This is a genomic window from Microbacterium sp. NPDC058062 (assembly GCF_042885375.1).
GTDB classification, from domain to species: domain Bacteria; phylum Actinomycetota; class Actinomycetes; order Actinomycetales; family Microbacteriaceae; genus Microbacterium; species Microbacterium trichothecenolyticum_C.
Window position 1 is genome coordinate 64789 of record NZ_JBHVSC010000008.1, and the last position, 26648, is coordinate 91436.

A 26648-nucleotide genomic window follows, 5' to 3' on the forward strand; every position below is an offset into this window, starting at 1 on the left:
GGGCGTCGTGCCCCGCCTCCCGGGGGGGGACTCGGGCGCCCCCCCCCACCCCCCCCAGCGCCCGCGGCACGACGGGGCGACCGCCCCCGGGGGGGGGGGGGGGCGCGCCCCCCCCCCCCCCACCCCTCGTGCATCTCCGGACGGGAACGGATGCCGCGGCCCCGCCGGAGTGTGATGGTATTCGGTATACCATCGACACGTCGCTCCGGTCCGGCCGCGGCATCCGCTCATCCGTCGAGAGGCACCACACGTGATCATCCGCAACGCGCGCCCGTGGGGCGCCGAGCCCGCCGACATCGTCATCGAGGGCGGCCGCATCGCCGAGATCCGTACCCACGACACGTCTGCTCCGGCGGGCGCGGACGACGTCGACGGCCGTGGCCGGCTCCTCCTGCCGTCGTTCAGCGACGTGCACGTTCACCTCGACTCCTCGCGCATCGGGCTGCCGTTCCGCCCTCACACGGGCGCGCCCGGAGTGTGGGGCATGATGCTCAACGACCGGAACAACTGGCGGAACACCGATGTGCCGCACGCCGAGATCGTCGCGGGCACCCTCGAGCAGATGATCGCGAGGGGCACGACGCGCGTGCGCACCTACGCGCAGGTCGACGTCGACTGCAAGCTCGAGAAGTTCGACTCCGTACTCGCGGCGAAGGAGCGTTTCCGCGACCACGCCGACGTGCAGATCATGACGTTCCCGCAGGCCGGCATCCTGCGAGAGGCGGGCACCGTCGAGTACCTCGAGGAGTCGCTCAAGCAGGGCGCCGACGTCATGGGCGGGATCGACCCCAGCCAGCTCGACCGCGATCCGGTCAAGCACCTCGACATCGTGTTCGGCCTCGCCGAGAAGTACCAGGTCGAGATCGACATCCATCTGCACGAGCCCGGCGCCCTGGGCGTGTTCAGCACCGAGCTCGTGCTGGAGCGCACCCGCGCCCTCGGCATGCAGGGCAAGGTCACGATGTCGCACGCCTACGACCTCGGCTCGGTGTCGGAGACGGTGAGCCGCCGCCTCATCGAGGAGTTCGCCGAGCTCGACATCGCCATGGCGACGGTCGCGCCGTCGACCACCGGGCATCTGCGACTGGTCGATCTCGTCGACGCCGGCGTGCGCGTCGGGCTGGGAGAAGACGGGCAGCGCGACTACTGGAGCCCGTACGGCAACTGCGACATGCTCGACCGCACGTGGCAGCTCGCCTTCGTCAACGGCTTCCGCCGCGACGATCACATCGAGCTCGCGCTCGCCGTCGCCACCATGGGCGGTGCCTCGATCATGAGCCACGCCTCGCCGCGCGTCGCCGGCGTGGGCGATCGCCCGGGTCTGGCCGCCGGCGACCGCGCCGACCTCGTGCTCGTCGACGGCGAGACGCCGACGAGCGCGGTCATGGACCGCGGCGTCGACCGCACGGTGATCCACGATGGGCGAGTGGTGGCCGACGGCCTCGAGGTCGTCGCTCTCTGACCCACGCTCCGTTCCGCCCGTATTGCGGCGGGATCACCGGGGGTGGCGCGACGAGGCGGGACGTCAGTCGAACATGCCGTCGAGGAGGCTGCCGATCACGAGCCCGCCCAGGATGCCGCCCATGAGGTCGGAGCCACCGCTGCGACGGCCGCCGCCGTACCCCTGCTGACCGTACCCCGGTCCGCCCCACTGGTCGGGCTGGGGCCGTGCGGCGTCGATGTCGCGCTGCGCCAGCTGCAGCGCCTCGCTCGCGAGGAACGCCGCACGCCGGGCCATCGCGAACGCCTGCTCGCGGTGGTCCTCGTCGATCGCGGTGACCGCGGCGGCCGATGAGCCGAGGTACCGGTCGAGGTCGAGGCGCACGCGCTCGGCCTCGGCGAACCGGGTGCGCGCGTCGGCGCCGATCCACCCGCGGTGCCCGGCGATCACGTCGCGCGAGACGGCGAGCTGCCGGTCGGCGTCATCGATGGCGTGACGCACGTGCTCGAGGGGCGGGATGGGCCGGGCGGCGCGCTCGCGTGCGGCCGCGATCGCGGCATCGAGTCCCGCATTCGCCTCGCGCAGTCGCGAGAGCTGCTCGAAGGGGTCGGTGTTCACGCCCGCGGCGGGCAGGGCCGCCAGGGCGGCCTGCAGCTCCTCGATCGCGGTCTGCACCGCGGGGGAGTGCGGCTCCTTGAGCGCGACGACGAGGTCGCCGCGGGAGTCCTCGACGATCGCGGCGAGCGTCGACTCGGCGCGCAGCGCCTCGACCTCGAACGTCTCGACCGCGTCGAGCAGCGTCTCGGCGCGCCGCACGGACTCCGTCGAGGCCTCGAGCGCCATGTTGGCCTGCTCGCGCTGACCCGCCTCGCGGCGGCGCTCGGCGACGCCGGCGCTGTGCTCCGCGAAGCCGAGCAGCTGCTCCGCCTCGGCGGGGTTCGCGTCGATCTGCGACAGCGCGTGCGACGAGTAGCGGATGGCCAGCCGGTCGACGGTGGAGCGGGCGTCGGGCAGGCGCAGGCGCAGGCGCGCAGCATCCGCCCGCACCTTCGCGATGATCTCGGGAGCGCGACGCGCCCGCTCGATCGGCGCCGCGAGCGCCTCGGTGCGGTCGTCGAGGAGGTCTTCCGCCCACTCGCACAGCTGCGCGATGCGCGCGTTGCGCGTGCGCAGCTCTTCGGGGGTGTCGGGGATCTCGTCGTGGTTGAGCTGGTGCAGGTGGAACGCCTCCTGCAGGTGCGTGCGCACCGACTCGAGCGCCTCGCGCAGCTCCTTGGTGGGCCCGGGACCCAGTTCGGCGTCGGCGAACGCCAGCTCGTCGGTGGTGAGGCGGATGCGCTCGTCGGCGGCCACCAGCGCCTGCTGCGCCCGCCGCGCCAGGTCGGCGTCCTGCGTGTTCAGCTCTTCCTGCTCGCGCTTGCGTCTGCCCCAGAATCCGGCCATGAATCGATCCTACGGGGGCCGCTGGGAGCGGGCTGAGGCGAGCAGGCGCCACCGTGGGTTGTTCGCGCAGAGCGTGGCTCTGGCGCACGCGCGCCCCGGTGCCTCAGAATGAGCGCACACGTCGCGTGGCCGGGTGCCTGGGGGCCCTCGCGGCACCTCCTCGCCGACGCGGAGGGGCCGGCGCGATCCTCGCCAAGGGAGTCCACATGGCCCTGCCCAAATTCCTCGTTCCGATCTCGCTGCGCGGCTACAAGATGTCGTGGCTTCCCCGCGATGTCATCGCGGGAGTGACGCTCGCCGCCGTGGCGATCCCGGAGGTGATGGGGTACACCTCCATCGCGCAGACCCCGATCGTCACCGGCCTGTACACGATCCTGCTGCCGCTGCTCGCCTTCGCACTGCTGGGGGCCTCCAAGCTGCTGGTGGTCGGCGGCGACTCGGCGACGGCGGCGATCATGGCGGGAGGCCTGCTGACCGCCGGCATCGCCGGGCTCAATCCGGGCTCACCTCAATGGGTGGCGCTGTGCGGGTTGACGGCTCTGGTCTGCGGCCTGCTGCTCATCCTCGCCCGGGTGCTGAGGCTCGGCTTCATCGGTGACTTCCTGTCGGCCTCGGTGCTCATCGGATTCCTCACCGGTGTCGGCATCCAGGTGGCGACGAGTCAGATCCCCGACATCCTCGGCGTGCCGAAGGGATCGGGCAACTGGTTCCAGCAGCAGTGGGCGTGGATCTCGGAGCTCGGCCAGCTGTCGTGGCCGACCCTCGCCTACGGGGCGGCGACCATCGGCATCATCTTCGTGTTCAAGATCTTCCTGCCGAAGGTGCCCGGCGCGATCATCGCCGTGGTGGGCCTGCTCATCCTCGCCACCTTCACGAACGCGTCCAGTTACGGCGTCGAGGTCATCGGCGCGATCCAAGGCGGATTCCCGCCGATCGGCTTCCCCGCAGGGGTCTCCTGGGGCGACGTGCCCGCCGTGCTCGCGACGGCGTTCGCGTGCTTCATCATCATCATCGCCCAGAGCGCGGCGACCTCGCGGAGCTTCGCCGCCAAGCACGGAGACCGCGCGGATGTGAATCGCGACATCGTCGGGCTCGCGGCATCCAATCTCGCCGCTGGCTTCAGCGGCACGTTCGTCGTCAACGGATCGCCCACCAAGACGCAGATCCTCGACGGGCAGAAGGGTCGCACGCAGGTCGCCAACCTCACCGTCGTGGCGGTCACGCTCATCGTGCTGCTGTTCCTCACGAACCTGCTCACCGACCTGCCGAAGGCGGTGCTCGGCGGCGTGGTGTTCGTGATCGGACTCGAGCTCATCGACATCCGCGGCCTCGTGCGCGTGTCGCGCGTGCGCCGCGGCGAGTTCTTCATCGCGCTCGCGACCGCGCTCACGGTGTTCATCGTCGGCGTCGGCGCGGGCGTGATCCTCGCGCTCGCGCTGTCGCTGCTCGACGTCGTGCGCCGGCAGTACCGCCCGCGCGACTTCGTGCTCGGCGTGCGGGGCAAGGAAGGGTACGAGTACACGACCGCGGCCGCCGGCGAGCAGACGGCACCGGGACTCGTGGTGTTCCGGTACGACGCCGATCTTTTCTACGCGAACGCGTCCCGGTTCGTCGACGACGTGCAGCAGGTCGTGCAGAATGCGCCCGATCCGGTCAAGTGGCTCGTGCTCGACTGCGCCGGCATCTCCGACATCGACTACTCCGCCGGCGAGGCGTTCTCGAGCCTCGTGGACTGGCTCGACGCCCGCGGCGTCCAGCTCGTGCTCGCGCGTCCCGAGACCGCGATCCTGGACGAGTTCACGGCGTACGGCATGGCGAAGCGCATCCCCGCCGACCGCATCTACAACGACCTCGAGGATGCGGTGCGGGCCTTCCCCGCACAGCAGGGGACGACCGGCTCGCCCGCCTGACCGGCGGACGGGGACGATGGATGCTGTGCCCCGGCGCAGCCGCCGGGTCAGCCGTCGCTGCGCTTGTGGCGAGGCTTGCGCGCCGGGCGGTCGTCGCCGTACGAGCCGTGCGAGCCCGAGTCGCGGTAGGAGCCGCGATCGCCGGAGCCGCGGCTGTCGCGATACGACCCGCCCGTGGCGTCCTTGCGTCGCTGCGGGCGCCCGGTGTCAGGACGCAGCTCGATGAGCTGACCCGAGATGCGCGTATCGGCGAGGCGGTCCAGGGCGCCGGCGGGGAGGTTCGCCGGCAGCTCGACGAGCGAGAAGTCGGGCATGATCTTGATCGCGCCGAAGTCGTCGCGACGCAGGCCGCCCTCGTTCGCGAGCGCGCCGACGATCTGACGCGGCTCGACGCGCTGACGCTTGCCGACGTTGATGCGGTAGGTCGCGAAGCCCTCGCGGGGCGTGCGGCGCTCGCCGCGCTCGGGCCGGTCGCCGTACGAGGGACGGTCGCCGCGGTCGGTCCGCTCCGTCCGCTCGCGCCGCGGAGCGGGCTCGGGGTCGGGCTCGAGGAGGAGGGGCGTCTCGCCCTGCGCGACCACAGCGAGGGCGGCGGCCACGTCGACCTCGGGCACGTCGTGGTTGCGCACGTAGTGGGCGATGATGTCGCGGAACGCCTCGATGCGGGAGCTCTCGTCGAGGGCCGCGGTGATGCGGTCGTCGAAGCGCGACAGGCGGGTCACGTTGACCTCGTCGACGCTCGGCAGCGCCATCTCGGTGAGCTCCTGACGCGTCGCGCGCTCGATCATCTTCACGAGCCCGCGCTCGCGGGGCGTGACGAAGCTGATGGCGTCGCCCGAACGCCCGGCACGGCCGGTGCGGCCGATGCGGTGGACGTAGGACTCGGCATCCGTCGGGATGTCGTAGTTGACCACGTGCGACACGCGCTCGACGTCGAGGCCGCGCGCGGCGACATCGGTCGCCACCAGGATGTCGAGCTTGCCCGACTTCAGCTGGTTGACCGTCTTCTCGCGCTGCGGCTGGGCGATGTCGCCGTTGATGGCGGCAGCCGAGTAGCCGCGGGCGCGGAGCTTCTCGGCGATCTCTTCGGTGACGCTGCGGGTGCGGCCGAACACGATCATGCCGTCGAAGTTCTCGACCTCGAGGATGCGGGTGAGCGCGTCCATCTTCTGCTGCCAGGCGCTGATGAGGTAGCGCTGCGAGATGTTGGCCGAGGTCTGCGTCTTCGCCTTGACCGTGATCTCTTCCGGGTCGTGCAGGTACTGCTTCGACATGCGGCGGATCGTGGCCGGCATGGTCGCCGAGAAGAGGGCGACCTGCTTGGTCTCGGGGGTTTCGGCGAGGATCGTCTCGACGTCCTCGGCGAAGCCCATCTTCAGCATCTCGTCGGCCTCGTCCAGCACGAGGTACTGCAGCGCCGAGAGGTCGAGCGTGCCCTTCTCGAGGTGGTCGATGATGCGGCCGGGGGTTCCGACGACGATGTGCACGCCGCGTCGGAGGGCCGAGAGCTGAACGCCGTAGCCCTGTCCGCCGTAGACAGGAAGGACGTGCACATCCTTCATGTGAGCCGAGTACTTCTCGAACGCCTCGCACACCTGCAGGGCGAGCTCGCGGGTCGGGGCGAGCACGAGCGCCTGCGGGGTCTTCTGACCGAGGTCGAGGCGGTCGATGATCGGCAGTGCGAACGCGGCCGTCTTGCCGGTTCCGGTCTGCGCCATGCCCACGACGTCCCGGCCGCCGAGCAGCGTCGGAATGGTCGCCGCCTGGATCGCCGAGGGGGTCTCGTAGCCGATGTCCTTGAGGGCCTTGAGGACGGGCTGGCTCAGCCCGAGGTCGGAGAAGGTCATCGCTGCGGGCTCGGTCTGAGCCTCGGCTTCGATCTGGTCGGCGTTCGTGTGCACAGTCAACCGTAGCGCGGCCCGCCTGTGAGGCGACAGGATGCCGCTTCCCCGCGCACGTCGCAGATGTCAGGTGATGGCGGTGCGGCGGGTCAGATCGGGGTTCCGCGGCGGCACGAGCCAGTTGGTCACGGCGATCGCCAAGGGCAGCACGACGACCAGCGCGGCGATGAGCCACCACGGGATGTCCGAGACCTGCTGAGCGCCTCCGGACTGGATCGAGAAGCCGATCGGCGGGAGCACCCCGACGGCCGCTCCGGCGAGCGTGCCGAGGCCGGCGATGATGAGGCCCTGCCAGAAGCCGATCCCGCGTCGGAGCGACCTCGTGCCGCCGACGGCGGCGATGGTCGCGTCGTCGGGTCGGCGCTCGAAGCGCGCCAGGCCCAGGGCGACCGCGCTCGCGCCGAGCACGAGGACGGCCACCGCGGCGAGGAGGGGCACCATCCACGCCGCATCGCTCGGGGGGCCTTCCTCGACGCCCGGCGCGAGCGTGAAGGAGGCGCCGCTCAGGAGCTCCGCCTGCGCCTGCATGCGGTCCCGCTCCGCCCACGTCGGCGGAGCGGGGGTCATCGCGACGACGCGTTCCGGCATCAGCGCCATGTCCAGGCGCTCACCGGTGCTCGGCGCGACGGCGATCGACACCGGCTGCAACGGGGCATCCACGACGATCGCCTCCAGCCGCTCGGTGCGCTGCGGTTCGGCGACCCGGGGAGCGTCCGGCCGGCGCTCCCAGATGTTGTCGGGGACACGTCCCTCGTAGACGTCGCTGCCCGCGAACGTCGCGACGTCGATCGCCCCGCCCGAGACGAACCGATCGTCGGCGACGAGTGCGGCGCCGTCCCGGTATGCGGCGAGGTCGGATGCCGTCAGGTCCACTCCCATCACCACTGCCACGTCCTCCGCTGCCACGACGGAGATCGGGTTGCTCGGGTCCTGGCCGAACGAGGTGTAGGAGTCCTGCACCTCGGGGTCCAGCAGGTGCTGATCGCCGAGAAGCGCGATCGTGAAGGTCACGTCGTCGGGCACCGCGTCGGCGGACGGGTACTCCCAGACGGTGTTCAACTGGCGGGACACCACGGCCGCCCGGTCTGCGCCCGCGTCGTGTGCGATCTGGAGGGCGGCGGCTGTGCCGGCCTCTGCGTCTTCGGCGTGGAGCACGCCGGACGACGAGGAACCCGGCCAGATCGGGATGGCGATGCTCCCCGGCGGCGCGTCGTAGTACCACAGCCGGGCGGTCTGGGCCGTCTGCATCGAGGACTGGGAGAGCGCGAAGACGCCGATGAACACCGTCGCGGCGGTGGCGGCGAACGCCGGAACGGTCCGTGAGGCGTTGGCGGCCGCGTCCCTCGAGGCGAGCTTCGCCGCCATGCCGGCGCGGGAGAGGCCGCGCGAGGCCGTCCACAGCAGCCACCGACCAGACAGGAGGATGCCGAACTGCGCGACGATCGGCCCGACCACGATGCCGTAGGCGGGCAGGTAGCGCATGAGCGAGTCGTAGCCGAAGAAGTTCGTGGCGTTGATGGCGGCGACCGCGAACGCGCACAGCAGGGTGATCGCCACCCCGCTCACGATCAGCACCGACCCCCAGATGGGACGCGCGACGACAGGTCTCTGCGGGCGGCGCGCGCCGCGAAGTGCGCGGATCGCATCAGTGCGACCGACGGTGCGGGCCGGCATCCAGGCCGACACGGTGCCGACGATCACGGCGAAGACGAGCACGGCGGCGATGAGCTCCCACGGCACGTGGAAACCCCAGAACATCGTCGTCCCTCCGGCACCCAGAGCGATCACGAGCGCGGCGATGCCGATCCCGCCGGCGATTCCGACCACCCCGCCGACGAGACCGAGTGCGGTCCCCTGCAGCAGCACCACGCGCGACAGATCCCGGCGGTCCGCCCCGACGCTCGCGGCGACCGCGAGCGCGCGCTGCTGACGGCGCGCCGCGACGGCGAAGGCGGCGCCGGCGAGCATCACCACCACATAGCCCGCGAACAGCGCCGCGACCGACAGCATGAGCACGAGCGGCCACATCTTCGCCCACCGGTCGGTCGAGGAGGACGAGTAGTAGCGGTTCGAGAACTCGGGCGGATCGAGCGCCACGGTGCGCGAATAGGCGACGACACCGCCGTCGTCATTGAGCCGCTGCACGTCCGCCCACGAGAGCCCGAGCTCCGGGAGGTACCACTTCTGGGTGCCTCCGACGGCTCCTCGCGCATGCTCGGGAAGGAAGACGGCGGCGACGCCGTCGGCGATGGTTGCGGCGTCGAGCGTGCCGGTCACCGTGAAGGCCGGACCGTCCGACAGCCGGAGCGCATCGCCGATCTCGAGTCCGAGCCGTTCCAACGCGGCGGTGGTGACCATCGCCTCGCGAGCCGTCACCGGGCGATCGCCCGCCACCAGGACGAACGCCTCCCCGAAGCGCGGATCCCACGTCGTCCCGGCCCACGCCGGGAGGACCACCGAGCCGTCATCGGTGGCGACCGATACCATGCCCCTCGAGACGGGGAGGACCTCGGTGCCGGCCGCCAGCAGCCCGGTCGGATCGTCCAGCGGCTCGCCGTCCGGCATCGTCATGACCCCGTCCGCGTCGATCGGGTACCCGTTCCACTCGGGCTCGGTGGGCACCTGCCAGAACCCCTCGCCGGGGACGCCGGACGGCGCGATCCATGCCTCCATATCGCCGAGTTCGGCCGCCGCGCGCTCCTCGGGGGTCGCGATCGCGCTCGCGGTGAAGACGAGGAATCCCGCCATCCCCGCGGTGGGAAGCGCCACCAGCGTCGTCACGAGCAGGCTCGACACCCATGCGCGTCGCAGCTGCCGGTGTGACATCCGGACGGCGACCCTCCAGCGGGCCGTCCGCGACACCGGACCGCGGCTGCGCGGAGAGGCGGAAGGCGACGTCTCAACGCGCCGCTCGAGCGTGCTGGTCATCGTGCCTGCAGCAGCGAGTCCGCGCCCGCGCGCCGCGACTCGTCGACGATGCGGCCGTCGCGGAGGAACACGATGCGGTCGGCGAAGGCGGCGTGGCGTGCCTCGTGAGTGACGAGGATGCCGGCGGCTCCGGCATCCACTCGCGCGCGCAGCATCTTCAGCACCATCTCGCCCGTCACCGAGTCCAGCGCGCCGGTCGGCTCGTCGGCGAGGATCAGCCGGCGCCCGCCGACGACGGCGCGGGCGATCGCCACGCGCTGCTGCTGGCCGCCCGACAGATCGTCGGGGTAGGAGCCGGCCTTGTCCTCCAGTCCGACCGACGCGAGGGCATCGCGCCCGGCGCGTCGTGCCACCCGCGACCGGAACCCGTCGAGCTCGAGCGGCAGCGTGACGTTCTCGAGCGCGGTGAGCGTCGGGATGAGGTTGAAGTCCTGGAACACGAAGCCGAGCGAGCGCCGCCGGAGGCGCGCGAGCTGTGCCGGCGTCTGCTCGCTGAGGTACTGCCCCTCGACGACCACCTCGCCGGACGTCGGGATCGCCAGACCGCCGGCGATCGACAGCAGGGTCGACTTGCCCGAGCCCGACGGTCCCATCACCGCGACCAGCTCGCCCTGGTTCACGTCGAAGTCGACGCCCGACAGCGCCGAGACGGCCGTCGCGCCGGTGCCGTACTGCTGCGTCACGCCGATGAGACGCAGCACGGTGTCGGTCATCGTGCCTTCCCACGCGCCTCGACAGGCTCAGCCACCGGTCCCTCAGCCTGTCGAAGGGCCGGACGCCCGCGCTTGGGCTTGTCGGTCGAGAGCTCGAGCGCCATGGCGCGATGCGGGTGCAGCGCCAGGCGCTGCTCGGAGTGGTCGAGCCAGCGCACCTCTGCTTCGGCCGAGAAGATCATGGAGTCGACGACGAGCGACCACGCGAGCTCCTCCGGTCCGTCGGGGTTCGCCCCGGCGTACTTCGCCCGGTTCAGCTCCTGCAGCTGCGCGAGCGACGAGCGGCGCTGTGTCTGGATGATGTCCGCCACGTCCACTCCCGGCAGGGTCGCGGCGACCGCGAGCTTGATCGCGAGTTCGTCGCGAGTGCCCTGCGCGCGCTGCACCGGGGAGGCCAGCCAGTCGCGCACCTCGGCGGCTCCGGCATCCGTGATCTCCCAGTAGACATGACCGTGCTCGTCGACGTCGCCCTTCTCGACGAGTCCGTCGCGTTCGAGGCGGTCGAGCGTGTTGTAGATCTGGCCCACGTTGAGCGGCCAGGTCGATCCCGTGCGCCGGTCGAACTCGGCGCGCAGCTGGTAGCCGTAGCACGGGCCCTGATCGAGGATCGCGAGCAGACTCTGACGAACGGACATGGGGTTCTCCTTCGGGTGGAGGGGCAGAAGCCCTGAACAGCTAGAAGCGCAGTGCGTCGATGACGTTGGCACGCACCGCCATGAGCGCCGGGATGAAGCCGGCCAGCGCGCCGATCGCGACGGCGGCGACGAGCCCGGTGACGGCGGCGCGCACCGGGAAGGGCGGGATGTCCTGCATCGCGGAGAACATGTCCATGACGAACGGCGCCTTGAGCACGGCCACCGCGATCGCGATGCCGATGACACCCGCCACCGCCGTCGCAACGACGCTCTCGAGCAGCACCGACGTGAAGATGCGGCCCTGCGTCGCGCCGAAACTGCGGCGCACGCCGATCTCGCGGATGCGCTGGCGCATCGCGACGAGCTGGATGTTCACGAGCCCGAGCCCGCCGAGCAGCAGCACGAGAGCCGCGATGCCGCCGGTGATGAGCTCGAACACCGCCATCGAGCTCTGCGCATCGGGCCGCGACGCCCAGTCGGTGCGCGTGACCGAGACCTCGGTGCTGTCGTCGAGCCCCGCCCGAAGGTCGGCCGCGAGCACCGGGCCGAGCTCGGCGACGCCGTCCTCGGGCACCCACACCTCGTACATGACCATCACATCGGCCGGCAGTGCGTCGAGCCGCGCCGCGTAGGAGTCGAACATCATGGTGATGCGCTTCTCCTCGTCGCCGTTGTACTGCCGCGGCGTCACGCCGATCACGGGGTACGCGCCCGCCGTGTCGCCCGTCGTGCGCAGGGCGAAGCCCGCGCCGAGGTCGGGGCGTCCGTAGACGTCCCACAGCGCCTCGCTGATGACCACGGGAGGCGCGAGCAGCTCGGCGTCCGCCTCCTGGAACCAGCGCCCCTCGAGCAGGGGAGTCCGGTGGATGACCGGGTACGCCGGGTCGACGAGCCGCGCGTTGACGGGGCGCACCTGCTCCGGCGTCTGCACCTGCAGCGGCACCGGGTCGACGATGCGCGTGAGGTAGTCGAAGGAGTACCGCTCCGACACCTGGGCGACGTGGGCGTCGAACGCCTCCCAGTCCATCGGGGCGCCGTCGGTGCGCGACACCGAGATCGACACCGTCGCGGGCCGTCCGCCACTCTGGTCGGACTGCTCCTCCATCTGCTGCTGCTGGTACTCGCTGAGCGCCACCACCGCGGTGAGGGCGCCGACCGACACCGCGATCCCGATGAGGCTGAGCAGCACCCGCAGCTTGTGGTGGCGCAGCTCCGACCACGCCTCGCCCAGCGCCCCGACGAGCCCACTCACGAGGCCACCTCCGCCGGCGCGGCGCGTTCGTCCCGGGATGAGGGACGGACGGATGCTGCGTCCTCCGTGTCTGCTCGGGCGTCGGCGAGCGCTCCGCCTCCGGTGGTGGGTTCGTCCACGCTCTCAGCGAGCTCGGGTGCGCCGGCGGTCTCGCCGGCGGCCGCGGTCGCGCTGAGATCGAACTCCGTGAGCACGCCCGCCTCGAGACGGTAATGGCGACGGGCGCGCGCGGCGACGTGGAGGTCGTGGGTGATCGTGACGAGCGCGGCGTCGGCCTCGGAGGCGATGTCGTCGAGCAGCTCCATGACGCTGCCGCCCGTCTCGACGTCGAGCGCACCGGTGGGCTCGTCGGCCAGGATCAGCGCGGGCCGGCGCACCAGGGCGCGCGCGATCGCGACACGCTGCTGCTCCCCGCCCGACAGCTGCTCGGGCGTCGACTCGAGGCGGTGCCCGAGCCCGACGCGCTCCAGCATGCGGGTCGCTGCCGCCCGCCGGGTCCAGAAGGCCCGGCCGGAGGCGTACCCGAGCGGCATCTCGACGTTCTCGAGGGCCGTGCGCCCCGCCAGCAGGTTGAACTGCTGGAACACGAAGCCCACGTTGCGGCCGCGCAGACGATCGAGCTTGCCGCGGCGCATCTTCCGCACCGGTTCGCCGTGGAACCAGACGGCCCCCTCCGAGGGGGAGTCGAGCATGCCGAGCAGGTTCAGGAGCGTCGACTTGCCCGATCCGCTGCGACCGACGATGGCGACGTGGTCGCCCGCCGCGACGGCGAGGTCGACGCTGCGCAGGATGTCGAGGCGCGTGTCGTCGGGCAGCAGCACGTGCTTGGCCACACCCTCCAGCCGGACGAGGGTCACCAGTTCCACCCCGCGGGCTCGCAGTACTCGCCGCCCATGCCGTCGTCGTAGCAGACCGGCTCGTCGGCCGCGGCGACGCCGGGCACGTACTGGCGCACCTGCTCGCCCTCCTCGACACCGCTGGTCACCTCGACGATCGTGCCGTCGCTGACTCCGAGCGCGATGGTGCGCTCCTCGAGCTCGCCGTCGCCGCCGTCGATCCAGACGACGCCCGAGCCCGCGCCGCCCTTGACGGCGGTCGTCGGCACGACGAGCACATCGCTGACCGTGCCGAGGTCGATGTCGAGCTGGGCCTGGAGGCCCGCGAACACGACCTGGTCGGCGGGCACCGCGCAGGTGACCGACGTGGTGCCGTCCTCGGCGACCTCGACCTTGAGGCCGGTGCACGTGAACGGCGCCGGGCCGCCCTGGATCGTGACCGAGCCTTCCGTCGGTGCACCCTGCAGACGGTAGAGCTGCACCGGCTCGACGGTCGCCCGCACGTGGTAGCGCGCCGGCGTCAGCTGAGCGAGCTCCGCGCCGATCGACGCCGGCTGCCCCTTCACGACGGCGAGCTCCGTGATGTCGCCGGCTTCGGGCGCCAGCACGTCGATGTTCTTGACCGGGTCGGCCTGCTTGATCGTGAAGAGCTTCTGCCCCGCCGCGACCGCCTGGCCCTCGCCGACGTGCACGGCGGTGACGGTGCCGTCGATCTCGGAGCGGAGGGGATAGGCCGCATCCCTCGCGATCGTCCCCGGGAGGCTCAGCGCATTGGCGACCTCGGCGCGCTCGACGGCGACGACGGGATCGGCGATCTGCGCGGACGGCTGCAGCGCGGCGGTGGGCGCGGTGTCGGGGAAGAACGCGATCTTCACCAGGGCGAGGGCCGCGGCCCCCAGCACGAGCACCAGCAGGATCGGGAAGATCCATCGACGCCAGACCACCATGTCGCACCTCTCCGTCGGGGTATACCCAGTATGTAGTCACCGAGTATATGCATACCGGGAATGCAGGACGGATGCTGCGCCCCCGCGTGTCGCCGCTGGCCGCGCGACGTCGGCCCAGGCGACGCGGATCAGCCGGCAGACGCGGAGTACTCACCGCCCTCGGCGCACGCGGTCATCGTCCAGCCGCCGTCCTGCGCTGCGAGCCGCACCTTCGTCAGTCCCTCCGTCTGCACCTCCGGCTCAGCGGCGCCCGGGATCCAGACGTCGAGCCCGCACGTGGGCTCGTCGACCGCGCCCGCGAGCGCGAACCGCGCGCCGTCCGCCTCGAGCGAGACGAGTGCGCCCGGCGCGGCGCGCGGGTACGCCCTGCTGAGTTCGCCGAGGAGCACCTCGTTGCCGGGTGCGTCCTCGCCGGTCGCACAGTCCTGCGGAACGAGTGCAAGCCCGATCGGCCCGATGCCGTTCTGCGGGTCGCCGCACGCCTGCTTCCACACCCAGTAGGCGCTGCCGAGCAGGTGGGCATCCTCGGCCTCGGCGTAGCGCTGCATGCGCGCGTTCACGTCCTCCGGCTCGCCCCAATAGCCGTATTCGCCCGACCACAGCGGAATGCCGTACTCGTCGGCCACGCGGCGGGCGAGGTCGAACTGCCGCTCCATGGTGACGATCGACGGGATGCCGAGCGAGCGGTCCATCGTGATCGACTCGGCGTACAGGTGGGGCGAGAAGACGATGTTCGCGTCGTCGGTGAACCCGAGCGACGGGCCGCTGTCGAAGCCGAGGCCGGACCACAGGATGCTCGGCTCGATGAACACGATCTGCGGCGCCCCCGCCTCGCGGATCGCGTGGATCGCGCGGTCGTAGTAGCGGCCGAGCAGCAGCGACGTCGTCACCGGCGCCGTCTGCCCGAAGCCCGGTTCGTTCATGAGGTCGAACCCGGCGACGGCGGGCTCGTCCGCGTACCGCGCCGCCAGTTCTCCCCACGTGCGCACGAGCGCCGTCTGGACGCCGTCGGTGTCGAACCAGAAGTGCTCGAACGCGCGGTCGCCGGCAGGGGAGATGTCGCGCCCGGTGAACGCGCAGCGCGGCGTGCCGTCGAAGATCGTCGCCCAGCCGGGCGCGCCGTCGTAGCCCCACATGGGATCGGTGCCCGGCCGGCACTCGGTGCCGGGAGCCGTCGGCGCGTTCGACCAGCCGTCCTGGTGGAGGTCGATGACGGTGCGGATGCCGTTCGCCTTCGCCCAGGCGACCGCGTCGTCGACCTGCGCCAGATACGCCGCGTCGAGCTCGCCCTCCCGAGGCTCCAGCGCCGACCACGAGATCCCCAGTCGCACGGCGTTGAAGCCGTACGAGGCCATGCCCTCGAAGTCCGCCTCGGTCAGCGGCCGCGTCGCGGGCACGTCGTCCTGCGGCTGGTAGAAGTCGACGAGCTGGTTGACGTTCGCCCCCCGCAGCAGCACGTCGTGCCCCTCGCCGTCCGTGATGCGATCGCCGTCTGCGCGCAGGAATCCCGCGGGGACGGATGCCGCCTCCGCCGCCGCGTCGTCGGCACCGGCCGCCACCGCGACCGGGGTAATCACGAGCGCCACCGCGACCGCGGCGACCACCGCCACGGCGACGGGACGGCGCGCCGGTGCCGGCTCGATCGCGTCGGCACCGGCCTCGGCATCCGTCACGCGCGCCATGGTGCGCCGTTCGCGCAGGCGATCGGCGACGAGGGCGGCCAGTGCCGGGACCCAGCCGAGGCACGCGGCGAACGACAGGCCGTCGGCGACGTGCACGTAGGCGGCCATGAGCGGCCAGAGGTCGCCGCGGAACCCGTCGTCGACCACTACCCCGACGACCGACTGCACGAGTCCGAACAGCGCGCCCGCGGCGAGGACCCCGAGCCACGTCCCGAGGAAGCCCGGCACGCGCCGGCGCATCCATCGCACGCACACCCAGCCGGAGGCGATCATCAGGCCGACGGCCACGACAACCGACAGGAAGCCGCGCTCGGGGCGCGCCGACGGGATCAGCTCCGCGTAGGCCGCGCCGGTCCACCACGATCCCGCGGCGAGGGGCGCGATCACGCCGAACGCCACCGCGGCGGGCCACACCGCTCCGCGGTCGAACACCGGGCGGGTCGACCTGCCGCCGGCCCAGCGGGTCACGGCAGCGATGATCGCGGCCGCGGGCAGGGCCTTCGCCGTCACGTAGCCGGCGGCCCACGCCGAGAGCGCAGCATCCGTCGTCATCGCGAAGCACGCGGCCGCCTGCGCGAGCAGCACCGCCAGCACGACGCCCCCGAACATCGTCCAGAAGCGCTCGCCGGCGCGGGCGGCGGCCCACCAGACGACGCCGAGCAGCACCGGAAGGAACACCAGGTACGGCGCGAGCGGCCAGCCGAGCTGCCACTGCAGGGCTCCGCCGGGCCAGCCGACGAGAGCGAGGAGTCCGGTGGGATCGACGATCGCCTGGAGGAGGACGAGAACGGATGCCGTGGCCACGGCGATGATCGGACGGCGGAACCGGCGCATGAACACTCCATCGTGTCTGCAGAGGGCGAGGGTCCACCCGCTTCGGGATCGCGGGGGAGCAGCATCCTCTCATCCGTCCCTATGGATCAGTGCACACCCAGCGCACACCAAGGTCACGGGTGGATAACATAGGCAGGTATGCCTGGGGTCATGCACCCCGGCGGCACTGGCGCCGTTGCGCCGCTCCCGAAAGCTTGAAGATGGAGACACTCCGTGGCCAACCCCCTCGAGAAACTGCTTCGCGCCGGTGAGGGTCGCATCCTCCGGCGGCTCCAGCAGGTGGTGAAGGCCGTCGGCGCGCTGGAAGAGGACTACGAGCACCTCACCGACGAAGAGCTCCGGGGTGAGACCGCCGAGCTCCGCGCCCGTTACCAGGCCGGCGAGACCCTCGACCACCTCATGCCCGAGGCGTTCGCAGCGGTCCGCGAGGCCGCGAAGCGCACCCTCGGCCAGCGCGCCTACGACGTCCAGCTCATGGGCGGTGCGGCGCTGCACCTCGGCAACATCGCCGAGATGAAGACCGGTGAGGGCAAGACGCTCACCGGCGCATTCCCCGTCTACCTCAACGCGATCGCCGGCGAGGGCGTGCACGTCGTCACCGTCAACGACTTCCTCGCGTCGTACCAGTCCGAGCTCATGGGCCGCATCTACCGCGCGCTCGGCATGACCACCGGCACGATCGTCGCGGGCCAGACGCCCGAGGTGCGTCGCGAGCAGTACAACTGCGACATCACCTACGGGACGAACAACGAGTTCGGCTTCGACTACCTGCGCGACAACATGGCGTGGCGCAAGGAGGACCTCGTGCAGCGCGGTCACTTCTACGCGATCGTCGACGAGGTCGACTCGATCCTCATCGACGAGGCGCGCACGCCGCTCATCATCTCGGGGCCGTCGTCGGGCGAGGCGAACCGCTGGTTCGTCGAGTTCGCGAAGATCGCGAAGACGCTCGAGTCGGGCGTCGACTACGAGGTCGACGAGAAGAAGCGCACCATCGGCGTGCTCGAGCCCGGCATCGAGAAGGTCGAGGACTACCTCGGCATCGACAATCTGTACGAGTCGGCGAACACGCCGCTCATCTCGTTCCTCAACAACTCGATCAAGGCGCTGGCGCTGTTCAAGCGCGACACCGACTACGTCGTGATGAACGACGAGGTCATGATCGTCGACGAGCACACCGGCCGCATCCTGGTCGGGCGCCGCTACAACGAGGGCATCCACCAGGCCATCGAGGCCAAGGAGGCCGTGCCGGTCAAGGCCGAGAACCAGACGCTCGCCACCGTCACGCTGCAGAACTACTTCCGCCTGTACGACAAGCTCGCCGGCATGACCGGTACCGCCGAGACCGAGGCGGCCGAGTTCATGTCGACGTACCAGCTCGGCGTCGTGCCGATCCCGACGAACAAGCCCATGATCCGCAAGGATCAGGCCGACCTCGTCTACAAGAACGAGACGGCGAAGTTCGCCCAGGTCGTCGAAGACATCGCCAAGCGCCATGAGGTCGGCCAGCCGGTGCTCGTCGGCACCGTCAGCGTCGAGAAGAGCGAGTACCTGTCGCGCCTCCTCGCGAAGAAGGGCATCAAGCACGAGGTCCTCAACGCGAAGAACCACGCGCGCGAGGCCGAGATCGTCGCGCGCGCCGGTCGCCTGGGCGCCGTGACCGTCGCGACGAACATGGCCGGTCGAGGCACCGACATCATGCTCGGCGGCAACGCCGAGTTCCTCGCTGTGCAGGAGATGAAGACCAAGGGGCTCGACCCGGTCGAGACGCCGGACGAGTACGAGGCCGAGTGGGACGCCGTCTACGAGTCGACGCGAGACCGTGTCGCGCAGGAGGGCACGAAGGTCGTCGAGGCCGGCGGTCTCTACGTCCTCGGCACCGAGCGCCACGAGTCGCGCCGCATCGACAACCAGCTGCGCGGTCGCTCGGGCCGTCAGGGCGACCCGGGCGAGAGCCGCTTCTACCTGTCGCTGACCGACGACCTCATGCGCCTCTTCCAGTCGGGCGCCGCCGAGGCGATCATCGCCCGGACGAACTTCCCCGACGACGTCGCGATCGAGTCGGGCATGGTCACGCGCGCGATCAAGTCGGCGCAGAGCCAGGTCGAGGCGCGCAACGCCGAGATCCGCAAGAACGTCCTCAAGTACGACGACGTCCTCAACCGCCAGCGCGAGGCGATCTACTCCGACCGTCGCCACATGCTGCAGGGCGACGACATCGCCGACCGTGTGCAGCACTTCATCGAAGACGCGATCAACGCCGTGATCGACGACCACACCGGGTCGGGCCACAGTGAGAACTGGGACTTCGACGCGCTGTGGACGGAGCTGAAGACCCTCTACCCGGTGGGTGTCACCATCGACGAGGTCGTCGCCGAGGCGGCGGGCCGCAAGGGCGGCATCACCGCCGACGGGCTCAAGCGCGAGATCCTCTCCGACGCCCGCATCGCGTACGACACGCGCCAGAACACCCTCGGCGAGGCCGCGACGCGCGAGCTCGAGCGCCGCGTGGTGCTCCAGGTGCTCGACCGCCGCTGGCGCGACCACCTCTACGAGATGGACTACCTCAAGGACGGCATCGGCCTGCGTGCCATGGCCCAGCGCGACCCGCTCATCGAGTACCAGCGCGAGGGCTACCAGATGTTCCAGGCGATGATGGGGCAGATCAAGGAGGAGTCGGTCGGCTACCTCTACAACCTCGAGGTCGAGGTGCGTCGCCAGGGCGAGGCCGGCGCCGAGCAGGTCACCCAGGTCGAGGCCAAGGGCCTCGGCGCGCAGCCGGTCGAGGCCCAGCGCCTGCAGTACTCGGCGTCGAACGACGCCGGCGAGGTCGAGGTGCGCAACGATCGCGGCCAGGTGCAGCAGGCGGCGACCACGCGTCTGCGCCAGGCGGCTGCCGCCGCAGCAGCGGCTCCCGCGCAGCCGCAGGCGCCCGCCGCCGAGCAGCGCGGAGCCTTCGGCCAGCGGACGGATGCCGAGGCCCCGGCCGCGCCGGCGGCTCCGCAGAACCGCGCGCAGCGTCGCGCGGCCGAGCAGCGCAAGAAGTGACGCGGATGCCGCGACCCGCGGCATCCTTCCTCCGTCTTCGTCCGTGAGACCACAGCCGGCGGACGAGACCTCGGGGTTTTCCCGGGGTCTCGTCCGCCGATCGGTGTCTCACGGGGCGGGCCACCTGGCGGCGATTGGCACCGGTCGGCCGCGGATATCCTGAAGCGATGAGTCCCCTCCGCCCCCTCGACCAGTCGAGCAAGCTCCAGAACGTTCTCTACGAGATCCGCGGGCAGGCACTGGCAGAGGCGGACCGGCTGGAGGACGACGGCCACACGATCCTCAAGCTCAACACGGGCAACCCCGCGGTCTTCGGGTTCGAGGCGCCGTTCCAGATCGTGCGCGACATGATCGAGGCCGTCCCGCACGCGCACGGGTACAGCGACAGCAAGGGCATCATGACGGCGCGGCGCGCGGTCGTGTCGCGGTACGAGCAGGTGCCCGGCTTCCCGCAGTTCGACCCCGACGACGTCTATCTCGGCAACGGAGTGTCCGAGCTCATCACGATGACCATGCAGGCGCTCCTCGACGAGGGTGACGAGGTGCTGATCCCGGCGCCGGACTACCCGCTGTGGACGGCGATGACGAGCCTCGCCGGCGGCACGCCCGTGCACTACCGCTGCGACCCCGACGCCGAATGGCAGCCCTCGCTGGAAGACATCCGCGAGAAGGTCACGCCGCGCACCAAGGCGATCGTCGTCATCAACCCCAACAATCCGACCGGCGCCGTCTACAGCCGGGAGGTCCTCCAGGGGATCGTCGAGATCGCGCGCGAGAACTCGCTGCTGCTGCTCTCGGACGAGATCTACGACCGCATCCTCTACGACGAGGCGCAGCACATCCCGCTCGCGACGCTCGCACCCGACCTGCTGTGCCTCACGTTCAACGGCCTGTCGAAGACCTACCGCGTCGCGGGGTACCGCTCGGGCTGGCTCGTGATCACGGGTCCGAAGAAGCACGCGGCGGGCTTCCTGGAGGGCGTCCAGCTGCTCGCGTCCACGCGGCTGTGCCCCAACGTGCCGGCGCAGTACGCCGTGCAGGCCGCGTTGTCGGGGGTCCAGTCGATCGACGCGCTCATCGCGCCCGAGGGGCGCCTCCATGAGCAGCGGGACGCGGCGTGGGAGGGTCTCGAGCGCATCCCCGGCGTGACGTGCCTGAAGCCCAAGGGCGCGCTCTACGCGTTCCCGCGGCTCGACCCGAACGTGTACGAGATCCGCGACGACGCCAAGCTCGTCTACGACTTCCTCGTCGCCGAGCACGTGCTGCTGGTGCAGGGGACCGGCTTCAACTGGCCGACCCCCGACCACCTGCGCATCGTCACACTGCCCGAGGCCCGTGTCCTCGCCGAGGCCGTCGAGCGGCTCGGCAACTTCCTCTCGTCGTACAAGCAGTAGCGACGGGTTCCGCGCGCCGCGCGATTCGTCAACCCCCTCGTGTGACGCGGGCCCGCGTCGTAGTTTCCCGGCATGTCCATCGAACTGAACCAGCCGGCGCTGCGCCACATGCGCTCGCTCATCCGGGACGGCAAGGTCGTGCGCGATGAACGCGACGATTGGTCGGAGGCCGCGCCGACGGCCGACGAGGAGAACTCGTACATCAAGCGAGAAGGATGGACCGAGTACTCCCACTGGCACATCGGCATCGACCACCGCGAGAACGAGGAGACGAAGCAGGCGTACTCGTTCCCGGTGGGCGATTTCAAGAAGGTCCACCGGTCCGGGGTGATCTCGGCCGAGAGCCGCGCCGGACAGCACGACCACTACGAGATCCGCGACGCGCTGCGGTCGCTGCTCGAGCTCATCGACAAAGACGACAAGAGCTGACGACGGGACCGGCCGCATCGTCGGGGCCGGTTCCGTCGCCGGGTCGTAGAGCCGCCGCACCCGCCGCGCGGCGCGGTCACACGTGCGCGTGCGACGGCGGCTTCGTCAGGGCGCCGGTCAGAGGAGCGCGAGCGAGGTGGCGCGCCAGCGGCCGTCCATGCCCTCGATCCGCACGGCCAGGGCGCGCGTGCGCGCGGGCCCCCGGACGACGACGACCGCTTCGATGATGCCGTCGGCGGGGGAGGACTCGTGAACCGACATGATCGTGTGCACGGGGCGCTTCGCCGCCACACCGCGGGCGCTGCGCGCCCGGGTCGCGAGGTTCGCACGCGTGACGAGCTTGCGGTAGGCGTCCTCGGTGAGCCAGCGGGCGAGCTGGTCGACTTCGCGGACACCCGCGAAGACCTCGAGCACGCCGACCGTGAGGTTGCGCAGGAACGGCTCCGGTGCGGGGAGCGCTGTGGACGGCGTCCGCTGCGGCGCGAAGAACTCTGCGACCTGCGCGCTGCTGCGGGACGCATAGGGTACGCGGGCGGTGCCCGCGGGCGTCGTTGCCATGGGTGCCAATCTCGACAGGGGGATGTCTTTCCGGACAGTAGACCACACAGCGAACTCTCAGGAAAATCCGGCCTGGTCGGCTGTGGATAACTCGTCGGCCGATCTGCCGCGGTGCCCTACTCTCGCTGAGTGCGCTGGGACCGCTTCTTCGACGACCTCGAGGATCAGCTCGCCTCCGAATGGGAGGCCGAGCGTGCCGCGCTCGACACCGAGGCCGAGCGTCTGAGGCTCTCGCGGGTGCAGCTGTCCGAGCGCCTGAGGCTGCTCGCAGCCCGCGACGGGGCGTCCCCGACCGTGGCGTCGTTCGACCTCGCCGACGGTACGACGGTGCGCGCGTCCGTGACCGGCGTGGGCGCCGACTGGGTTGCGCTGGCCCTCGCCGACGGACCCGGTGGCGCGGTGGTCGTGCCGTTCGCCTCGTTGGGGACCATCGGCCTGCCGCACGCCGACCTCCTGCGCACCGCGCGCCCGGCGCCGCCGCGATCGCCCCTGGCCGATCGCCTCACCTTCGGCTTCGTGCTGCGCGATCTCGTGCGCCGCCGGGCGGGGGTCGCCGTGCACCTCGTCTCGGGGCGGGTCCTCACCGGCACGATCGATCGCGCCGGTGCCGACCATCTCGACCTCGCGGTACACGACCACGGCGCCCCGCGGCGTGCCGACGCGGTGTCGGGCTACCGGCTGGTGCCGTTCGCGGCCATCGCGTGGATCCGCGCGGACGAGGCGCCCGCGATCCCCTGACCGCCGGGTCGGCGCATCCGCGCGAGGGCTGCCGTGCTCAGTCGGGGTGGCGGACGATGCTTCCGCCCCACAGCTCGGGGAAGCTGGCGGTCTGGGACTGACGCCACAGCGCCATGCGCCGGGCCTCCTCGGCCTGGTCGTCGAGGTATTCCCCGACGCTCGCGGCGTCGATCCGCCAGCGCGCGGGTGCGCCGACCCGCAGGCCCCGGAGCCGCCCTTCGTGGACCAGAGCCATGACCTCGTCGACCGAGACGCCGAGCACCTCGCCCACCTGGGCGGGTGCGTAGAGCCGCACGTCGGACGTCGGGTCATCTGACATGCCCCCATTATGGACCTGCCTCCCCGGTGCGGGCTGGGCCCCCTCACCCCTGTGGATAACGCCCGACGGCCTCATGCAGAGTCGGCGACGATGGACGCATGACCGCCGCCCACGACCCCGTCCGCACCCCGCGCCGAGCCTTCTGGGGCGATGCGCGGTTCTTCCTCGGCGTGCTCCTGGTGGCAGCATCCGTCGTCGGTGTGTGGCTCGTCGTGTCGGCCGCGCGCCAGACCGTGCCGGTGTACGCCGCCGCCCACACGATCGTCCCCGGCGAGGCGATCGGGACCGGCGACCTCAAGGTCGTCGACGTCGCACTCGGGACGCTCGCCGGCACCTACCTCACCGCGGACGACCTCGACGAGCCCGTCGTCGCGACCCGCACGATCGAGGCGGGCGAACTGGTGCCCGCGGCATCCGTCGGCGACCCCTCCTCCGCGCGCACCACGAGCGTCGTCGTCCGCAGCGCCGTCGACGTGCCCGCGTCGGTCGAGGCGGGCAGCGTCGTCGAGGTCTGGTCGGCACCGCTGCTCGAGCAGGGGGCGTACGACGATCCGCGCATCCTGGTCGCCGACGCCACCGTGGTCTCGGTGACGCGCGACGACTCCATGATCGGCGGCGGTGCGGCCGCCCTCGAACTCGTGATCCCGCGGGCGGACGTGCCGGCGACGCTCGCCGCGATGGCCGACGAGGCCGCACTCTCCATCGTCCCGACGACGGGTTCCGGCTCATGAGAGTCGTCGTCGCCGTCGACGACCCCCGGCTCCTCGTCGAGGGGCTGAGGCGCGAGCGGATCGACGTGATCGCCGAGGTCGCGGCATCCGCACCCGCTCTCGCTGCGGCGGATGGGATGCTGGGCGCCGACGCCGAGACGCTGCTCCGGGCGCTCGCCGACGCCGACGCGCTGGTGGTCGCGGTGTCGCGCTCCACGATGTCGCCGACCGTCGTCGCCCTCTGCGACCGTGCCGGCACGCGCGTCGTGCCGCTCGTCGAGGACGCGGCGGGGGAGCGGATCGCGGCGTCGTGCGGCCTCGAGGCCCCGCTGGATCTGCACACCGAGCCATGGCGCATCGCCGAGGCGCTCTCCGTGGCGCCGCGCGCGTCGGCTGCGGAGCCGCCCGCGCGCCCGCAGCCGCGCGTGATCGCGGTGTGGGGCCCCGCCGGCGCCCCCGGGCGGTCCACCGTCGCGACAGAGCTCGCCGTCGAGCTCGCGCGCGGCGGGCGCCACGTCGCGCTGGTCGACGCCGACACGCACGCGCCGTCGCTCGCCCTGACGCTCGGGCTCGCCGACGAGGGGCCCGGATTCGCCGCCGCGTGCCGGCAGGCCGAGCTCGGCGGCCTCGACGCGCGCGAGCTCACCCGCATCGCGGTGCCGCTCGGCCGCACCGGAGTCGACGTGCTCACGGGCATTAACCGGCCCTCCCGCTGGCCCGAGCTGAGCGACCGGCGCGTGGGCGCGGCCCTCGCCGCCTGCCGCGAGTGGGCCGACTACACGGTGGTCGACGTCTCCTCGTCGCTCGAGCGCGACGAGGAGATCATGAGCGACCTCGACGGGCCGCGACGCAATGCCGCCGCCCTCGCCGCGCTGCACGCCGCAGACCTCGTGGTCGCGGTGGTGGCGGCCGATCCGGTGGGCGTCGCGCGGTTCCTGCGCGGCCACGCCGACCTCCGCGCCACCGTCGGCGCGACCCGGGTGGCCGTCGTCGCCAACCGGCTCCGCCCCGGGACCCTCGGCATCGACGCCCGCGGGCAGGTGCGCCGCACCCTCGACCGCTTCGGCGGCATCGAGGACGTCTGGTTCCTCCCGCAGGACCCGAGATCCGCGGATGCCGCGATCCTCGCGTCGCAGCCGATCGCCGACGTGGCGCCTCGATCGCCCTTCACGCTCGCGCTCCGGCGGTTCGTCGGCGAGGCGATCGTGCCCGCTCCTGCGCCGCAGCGCGCCGCGAAGCCGCGGCGCCGGGGCGTCCACCGCACCGGCTCCGGCCGACCCGCGCACGCCGACGCCGACGACATGGCACGTGTCGGCGAACGAGTCGTGTGATCGGCGCGCTCTAGGCTAGGTCCGTGTCGACCCTCAGCGATCTCGTTTACGCCCAGGGCCGCTCCAGTGAAGAGGACGTGGAGTGGCTGCACCGTCTCGCAGGAGACGGCCAGCTCCTCGCCGATCTGGCGTTCGCCGACATCGTGCTCTGGGTGCCCACCTCCGACGACTCCTTCGTCGCCGTCGCGCACACCCGTCCCGGCGGTGCGGCGACGCTCTTCTACCGCGACATCGTCGGCGACCGTGTGCGGCCGCAGTGGCGCACGCAGGTGCGCGAGGCGTTCCAGACGGGCCGCATCGTCGACTCCGCGTCGCCGGACTGGTTCGAAGAGACCCCCACCCGCGTCCGGGCGGTGCCGGTGGCCCGCAAGAGCGGGAAGGAGGCGACGGTGATCGGCGTGATCACCCGTCACACGAACCTCGGCGAGGCCCGCACGCCCTCGCGGCAGCAGATCACGTTCAACGACTGCGCCGACGACCTCTTCGGCATGATCGCGTCGGGCGACTTCCCCGACCTGTCCGCGCCGACGTCGCCGCGGCGCGGCGCGCCGCGTGCGTCCGACGGTCTGGTCCGGCTCGACGTCGACGGCATCACCACCTTCGCGAGCCCCAATGCGCTGTCGGCGTTCAACCGCCTCGGCTTCGACGACGAGCTCGAGGGCGAGTCGCTCGTCGAGGTCGTGACCGGCATCCTTCCGACGAAGCGCCAGTTCGACGAGTCGCTCCCGGTCGTGGTCACCGGCCGCGCGCCGTGGCGCGCCGATCTCGAAGCGCGCGGGGTGACGGTGTCGCTGCGCACCATCCCGCTGCGCGATCACGGCACGCGCATCGGCGCGATCGTGCTCTGCCGCGACGTGACCGAGATCCGCCACCAGGAGCAGGAGCTCATCACCAAGGACGCGACGATCCGCGAGATCCACCACCGCGTCAAGAACAACCTGCAGACCGTGGCGTCTCTGCTGCGCATCCAAGCCCGCCGCTCTCACACCGAGGAAGCGCGAGACGCGCTCACGCAGGCCATGCGCCGGGTGTCGGCGATCGCCGTCGTGCACGACACCCTCTCGGAGGGCCTCGCGCAGAACGTGGACTTCGACGAGGTGTTCGCCCGCGTGCTGAAGCTCGTGGCCGAGGTCGCCGCGGCGCCGAACACGCGCGCCAAGACGCACTCCACGGGCCGCTTCGGCACCCTGCCCAGCGAATACGCGACGCCGCTCGCGCTCGCCCTCACCGAACTCGTCACGAACGCCGTCGAGCACGGGCTCGCGGGGCAGGAGGGCGATGTCGAGATCATCGCCGAGCGCACCGACGACCGCCTCGAGGTGCGCGTGCGCGACACCGGCTCCGGGCTCCCGGAAGGTCAGGTCGGTCGCGGCCTCGGCACGCAGATCGTGCGCACCCTCATCCAGGGCGAGCTCGGCGGCACCATCGACTGGCACACCATCATGGGCAGCGGCACGGAGGTCACGATCGACATCCCGCTGCGCTACATCGAGCGCTCCCAGGGCTGATATGTAGGGGTTTCTGTCAAGTGGGCAGGGTGTAGCGCCGCCGGGCTGGCTGCTCGGCGGCGCTTCTTCGTCCTCGCGGGTGGGGGTTCGG

Annotated in this window: 20 protein-coding genes; 9 read left to right on the forward strand and 11 right to left on the reverse strand. The window is 71.5% G+C overall.

The window, feature by feature from the left end:
• The first annotated feature begins 250 nt into the window (after positions 1-250).
• Positions 251-1462, forward strand: coding sequence for an amidohydrolase family protein (locus ACFVSU_RS20775; RefSeq protein ID WP_387147545.1), 1212 nt, complete (start codon positions 251-253; stop codon positions 1460-1462).
• A 63-nt stretch (positions 1463-1525) separates the two neighbouring features.
• On the opposite strand, the gene ACFVSU_RS20780 is transcribed toward ACFVSU_RS20775, so the two are convergent.
• A complete protein-coding gene (locus tag ACFVSU_RS20780) occupies positions 1526-2884 on the reverse strand; it encodes a hypothetical protein (RefSeq protein ID WP_387147548.1) in 1359 nt (452 codons plus the stop codon).
• A 206-nt stretch (positions 2885-3090) separates the two neighbouring features.
• On the opposite strand from ACFVSU_RS20780, the gene ACFVSU_RS20785 reads away from it, so the two are divergent.
• A complete protein-coding gene (locus tag ACFVSU_RS20785) occupies positions 3091-4794 on the forward strand; it encodes a SulP family inorganic anion transporter (protein ID WP_387147551.1) in 1704 nt (567 codons plus the stop codon).
• A 47-nt stretch (positions 4795-4841) separates the two neighbouring features.
• Here ACFVSU_RS20785 and ACFVSU_RS20790 read toward each other — a convergent pair whose 3' ends face one another.
• The 8 genes from ACFVSU_RS20790 to ACFVSU_RS20825 form a co-directional block, all read right to left on the reverse strand.
• Positions 4842-6641, reverse strand: a complete 1800-nt coding sequence (locus tag ACFVSU_RS20790; RefSeq protein ID WP_387147611.1) for a DEAD/DEAH box helicase — start codon at positions 6639-6641, stop codon at positions 4842-4844.
• 120 nt (positions 6642-6761) lie between these two features.
• Entirely contained in the window at positions 6762-9521 is a 2760-nt protein-coding gene (locus tag ACFVSU_RS20795) for an FtsX-like permease family protein (protein WP_387147554.1), read from the reverse strand.
• A 98-nt stretch (positions 9522-9619) separates the two neighbouring features.
• Positions 9620-10336 (reverse strand): ABC transporter ATP-binding protein, encoded by a 717-nt coding sequence (locus ACFVSU_RS20800; RefSeq protein WP_387147557.1) that lies wholly within the window; start codon positions 10334-10336, stop codon positions 9620-9622.
• Positions 10333-10971, reverse strand: a complete 639-nt coding sequence (locus ACFVSU_RS20805) for a PadR family transcriptional regulator (protein WP_387147560.1) — start codon at positions 10969-10971, stop codon at positions 10333-10335. The genes ACFVSU_RS20800 and ACFVSU_RS20805 overlap by 4 nt, the downstream gene beginning before the upstream one ends.
• Before the next feature lie 40 nt (positions 10972-11011).
• Positions 11012-12223 carry an ABC transporter permease gene (locus tag ACFVSU_RS20810; RefSeq protein ID WP_387147563.1) on the reverse strand — a complete coding sequence of 404 codons (1212 nt, stop codon included), beginning with the start codon at positions 12221-12223 and terminating at the stop codon, positions 11012-11014.
• A complete protein-coding gene (locus ACFVSU_RS20815; protein ID WP_387147566.1) occupies positions 12220-13080 on the reverse strand; it encodes an ABC transporter ATP-binding protein in 861 nt (286 codons plus the stop codon). Before ACFVSU_RS20815 ends, ACFVSU_RS20810 begins: the two co-directional genes overlap by 4 nt.
• On the reverse strand, positions 13077-14006 hold the full coding sequence (locus ACFVSU_RS20820; protein WP_387147569.1) for an efflux RND transporter periplasmic adaptor subunit: 930 nt from the start codon (positions 14004-14006) through the stop codon (positions 13077-13079). The genes ACFVSU_RS20815 and ACFVSU_RS20820 overlap by 4 nt, the downstream gene beginning before the upstream one ends.
• Positions 14007-14134: 128 nt before the next feature.
• Entirely contained in the window at positions 14135-16522 is a 2388-nt protein-coding gene (locus ACFVSU_RS20825; protein WP_387147573.1) for a glycoside hydrolase family 5 protein, read from the reverse strand.
• 213 nt (positions 16523-16735) lie between these two features.
• On the opposite strand from ACFVSU_RS20825, the gene secA reads away from it, so the two are divergent.
• The 3 genes from secA (at position 16736) to ACFVSU_RS20840 (ending at position 21393) form a co-directional block, all read left to right on the forward strand.
• Positions 16736-19570, forward strand: coding sequence for a preprotein translocase subunit SecA (gene secA, locus ACFVSU_RS20830; RefSeq protein WP_387147577.1), 2835 nt, complete (start codon positions 16736-16738; stop codon positions 19568-19570).
• Positions 19571-19737: 167 nt separating this feature from the next.
• A complete protein-coding gene (locus tag ACFVSU_RS20835) occupies positions 19738-20964 on the forward strand; it encodes a pyridoxal phosphate-dependent aminotransferase (protein ID WP_387147580.1) in 1227 nt (408 codons plus the stop codon).
• Positions 20965-21036: 72 nt separating this feature from the next.
• Positions 21037-21393, forward strand: a complete 357-nt coding sequence (locus ACFVSU_RS20840) for a hypothetical protein (protein WP_387147584.1) — start codon at positions 21037-21039, stop codon at positions 21391-21393.
• A gap of 117 nt (positions 21394-21510) precedes the next feature.
• On the opposite strand, the gene ACFVSU_RS20845 is transcribed toward ACFVSU_RS20840, so the two are convergent.
• On the reverse strand, positions 21511-21951 hold the full coding sequence (locus ACFVSU_RS20845; protein ID WP_375871237.1) for an Rv3235 family protein: 441 nt from the start codon (positions 21949-21951) through the stop codon (positions 21511-21513).
• Between the two features lie 129 nt (positions 21952-22080).
• Between ACFVSU_RS20845 and ACFVSU_RS20850 the strand changes: the two genes are divergently transcribed.
• A complete protein-coding gene (locus ACFVSU_RS20850; RefSeq protein ID WP_387147587.1) occupies positions 22081-22689 on the forward strand; it encodes a hypothetical protein in 609 nt (202 codons plus the stop codon).
• A gap of 37 nt (positions 22690-22726) precedes the next feature.
• On the opposite strand, the gene ACFVSU_RS20855 is transcribed toward ACFVSU_RS20850, so the two are convergent.
• Positions 22727-23008 (reverse strand): excisionase family DNA-binding protein, encoded by a 282-nt coding sequence (locus tag ACFVSU_RS20855; protein WP_387147590.1) that lies wholly within the window; start codon positions 23006-23008, stop codon positions 22727-22729.
• 98 nt (positions 23009-23106) lie between these two features.
• On the opposite strand from ACFVSU_RS20855, the gene ACFVSU_RS20860 reads away from it, so the two are divergent.
• Genes ACFVSU_RS20860 through ACFVSU_RS20870 form a run of 3 tightly spaced genes read left to right on the forward strand, consistent with a single transcriptional unit; the run spans position 23107 to position 26557 of the window.
• Positions 23107-23739 carry an SAF domain-containing protein gene (locus ACFVSU_RS20860; protein ID WP_387147593.1) on the forward strand — a complete coding sequence of 211 codons (633 nt, stop codon included), beginning with the start codon at positions 23107-23109 and terminating at the stop codon, positions 23737-23739.
• Complete coding sequence (locus tag ACFVSU_RS20865) at positions 23736-25049, forward strand: CpaE family protein (protein ID WP_387147597.1); 1314 nt, start codon at positions 23736-23738, stop codon at positions 25047-25049. Before ACFVSU_RS20860 ends, ACFVSU_RS20865 begins: the two co-directional genes overlap by 4 nt.
• Before the next feature lie 23 nt (positions 25050-25072).
• A complete protein-coding gene (locus ACFVSU_RS20870) occupies positions 25073-26557 on the forward strand; it encodes a sensor histidine kinase (RefSeq protein ID WP_387147600.1) in 1485 nt (494 codons plus the stop codon).
• The last annotated feature ends 91 nt before the right edge of the window (positions 26558-26648 follow it).